Source organism: Thermofilaceae archaeon, from assembly GCA_038731975.1.
Lineage (GTDB): Archaea > Thermoproteota > Thermoprotei > Thermofilales > Thermofilaceae > JANXEW01.
The window spans coordinates 1-3,199 of record JAVYQJ010000071.1 but is presented as its reverse complement, the minus strand read 5'-3'; the positions used below and the strand labels follow the sequence as shown (position 1 = coordinate 3,199).

Annotated in this window: 2 protein-coding genes; both read right to left on the bottom strand. The window is 63.5% G+C overall.

Features of this window, described 5'->3' with window-relative positions; genetic code table 11:
- Positions 1-9: 9 nt before the first annotated feature.
- Positions 10-1,659, bottom strand: a complete 1,650-nt coding sequence (locus tag QXF46_09505) for an ATP-binding protein (GenBank protein MEM0227097.1) — start codon at positions 1,657-1,659, stop codon at positions 10-12.
- 2 nt (positions 1,660-1,661) lie between these two features.
- Positions 1,662-2,276 (bottom strand): hypothetical protein, encoded by a 615-nt coding sequence (locus QXF46_09500; GenBank protein MEM0227096.1) that lies wholly within the window; start codon positions 2,274-2,276, stop codon positions 1,662-1,664.
- Between the last annotated feature and the right edge of the window lie 923 nt (positions 2,277-3,199).

Genomic DNA, 3,199 nt, shown 5'->3' with positions numbered 1-3,199 from the left:
GGATCGCGGTTACGCCAATTCGATCCCCAGTTCCCTGACGAGCTCTATCGCGCGGCTCATTTGATCCGGCGTCAGGCTCCTCGCCGCGTACTTTTCGCTGAAGTAGATGAAGTCCGCTATCCTGCGCTCGCTGAGCTTCACGGCTCGCAGCTTCGGGGGTCGGATGTCCAGGGAGCACACGGCGTTGCTCACAACTACTGCCTCGTGGACCCTGCTGTGGTTTGCTATGTCGATGACGTTCTCGATCATCTGCTTCGTCAGGTAGCCGCTGCCCGTGATCTTGACGTCCAGAACGATCACGCGGCCAGCCTTATCCTCCCAGTAGACGTCGACGCTGCGGAACTGCCTCGCGCCGCCCGGAGTCTCGATCCTCCTCGCCTTGGGGTGGCAGTAGGCGAGCCGCCCCGTCTCGACAAGGAACGCCCCCAGGCTCCTTAGGGCCTCCGCAAGGTTGGATGAAGTCTCCTCCGGCGTCCGCATCCTGGTGCGGAGGATCCTGTGGTAGTCGTACAGGGTCATGCGCATGATGCTGTCGCTCAGCGAGGCCGCGGGTCGAACTGTCCTGACCGCTTCGCTCAGAGCCTCCTCACCGATCCTCTCGGCCCCTCTGGCGCGCTCAAAGGCCTCCCGCATGATGGCCAGGGCATCCCTTATCTCGCGGACGCCGAAATCGGCGTAGAGGAACCTGACGAAGTCTCCGAGCATCGACTCATCCTCCACCGCCATCCTAGCCCCGAAAAACCTCAGGTAGGCTCTGATGATGTCCCACATCTCCTCCGGATCCCTCGGCTGCGACAGCTCGCAGAGGAAGGTGGCCCTGCGGAGCCGATCCGCGAGAGCGGGATCCTCCTTCCCGATCTGGATGTCCACTGAGGGGAGAAGCGTGACCATCAGCAGGAGCCCCGGGGGCCTGTCGTTTATCAGCGCCTTCAAGCCGTCGAGTAGAGGCCGGCTCGCGTCCACCTCGTCAACCTCCAACAGAACCGGCCTCCCCAGGTAGGTGCAGGAGAACGAAGTGACGATCTTCAACCTCCTCAAAACCCCCTCGAGTTCCTCAGGCCCGTAGAACCAACCCACGTCACCAAGCAGCAGCCTGAAGACCCCCTCCCGCCGCTCGGGATCCCAGGGCTCCAGCACCTCTGAGGCGAGCTGGGCGTCTAACCTCCCCCTCTTCGATATTAGCTCCCTGGGCCTCCTCCTCAGGATCCGGTCGAGGAGGCTCGGGAGGAGGGCCCTCTCAGCCCTCCTATCCCCCTTTTCCGCCATTTCCACCAGGCGCTGAATGAGGCCCTGCTTCAGCCTCTCAAAAAACCTGGTCTTCCTCAGGTCGTCCAGCATCCCCCTGTAAATGCTCCTCAAGTCCTTCCTTTCGACTTTCGTGAGGTCGACGTAGGCGCACTCGAAGCCTACCTCCTTAGCCAGCGCCCTGAGGTGTAGGCAAAGATGGGTCTTACCGGTACCCGGCTGCCCCACCACCGTAATAACGGAGAAACCCTCCTGGCCCCTGCTAAGCCCCTCCTTCATCTCCTTAACGCACTGCAGTATCCTCTCCCTGGCCTCCAACCAGCTACGGCCTCCAAGGGCTTTCGCGACCTCAGGGCTGGGGACAGGGGCGTGGAAGAAGGGGTTCACGCGGAGACCATACGGGTATCCACTCATCCCTACCTCCTCCTGATCAGCCCGTACAGCTTGCCCCCAAGCACGACGCCCTCGCCGCCGCCGGGGGAAAGCTCGTATCGACCCGGCGAAGCTTCGATCAACTCCGTCACGCGCTCGTAGAACTCGTCGCGCGAGATGCCGAGCCGGGCGCAGACCACCCGCCTGACCTCAGCCATCTCAGCCCAACCGGTCGGGGAGGCCACCTCACCTATCGCGCGGTCAAGCTCCCGCTTGAACTCCTCGAGTGTCACTCGACTGGCTCGGCCCCGGCTCAGGGCTAGCAGCTCGTCCACCTTCTGAGTCAACGCGATGACGGCATCCCTGATGACCGCAAGGTCCTTCACCGCCTCCCTGATGCGCAGAACCTCCTCGTAGACCGTCGTGATGTCGACCCTAGGGGCAGCGCCCCTGCGCTTCTCGTAGTTCTCCCTTGTCCAAAGGCGCACCCCCCTACCCACCCTCTCCGCGACAACAAGCCCGCGATTGATCAACCTCTCCAGGATCTCCTCCTTCCTCTTGCCTTTGACGACCTCGCTCTTCGCGACGCCCTCGACACCGCCCCTCTCAATCCTCTCGTAGATCCTCCTCTCCTCTTCAGAGAGCGGTAGCGCAGACATCCAGCCGCGAGAAATCATCCAAAAGATATCTTTTAACGCTAACTCCCCACCACAACCACAGCCCGCGGACCCTGCAGCCGGGGCAAAGCGCTGAGGAGAGCCGGGCAGGAGGCACGACGCCAGATCGAGCCAGCAGCACCCCCGGCGAGGAGTGGGGCCGTGAGTGGCTAGCAGCGGACGAGGAGCGTAGACACCAGCTACATCGACTACACCACCTTCCCAGTGAGCGCCGAGGGGGTCGAGACGCGATGGACACGAGAGGCTTCCATCCCCCCCTCGGCGCCCGCAGGGTCAAGCTGGAGGGCGAGGGTAGGATCGCCGCCCCAGGGAGGGGCTGCAATCCTAGACACGATTAAGAGCGTGGTCTGGAGGGGCGGCCGGGGGCTCGTAGCCCTCTACCTCGCCGGCGCTGTTCAAGTGCAGGCGCATGAGGCAGGGGCTCCTCGAAGCAATCAAGGCTCGGGGAGCCACGGCGCCAGGCTGCTAGCCGTCATGAGTTCCATAACCCCACTCAGGCCAGCCTATCGAGAGGTAGGAGAAGGCCGGTGTACCTAACTCTCGAGCCCGGCTGAATGGTCCTAGCTCACCTTCGAGCCCCGCCCGCTAAAGCGGCTCTACCGAAGCGCGCGGAGCGAAGCCGGCGGCCAGCTGGGCTACGGGACGGCAATCCCCGTACCCCTAAGGGGGCGCCGCAGCTCATCCCGGGACAACCCCGTTTCTGCACTCGTGGAGGCGGGGCTAGACCGGCGCGTGCGCCGGATGGGGGCTGGGAAGGCCGGGAGGCTAAAGGCGCCGGGCGATACTTATATACTGCTGTACGTATGTACTGCCGGCGGTATGGTGGTCGGGAAGGTCAAAGTGACGCTCTCGCTGAGGGGCGACCTGGTCAGGAGCTTGAAGAGCAAGCTCGCGCTGGAGGGGAG

Excerpts from the sequence above, each read along its gene's own strand:
- QXF46_09505 (MEM0227097.1), bottom strand. The coding sequence starts at position 1,659 with ATGAGTGGATACCCGTATGGTCTCCGCGTGAACCCCTTCTTCCACGCC.
- QXF46_09500 (MEM0227096.1), bottom strand. The coding sequence starts at position 2,276 with ATGTCTGCGCTACCGCTCTCTGAAGAGGAGAGGAGGATCTACGAGAGG.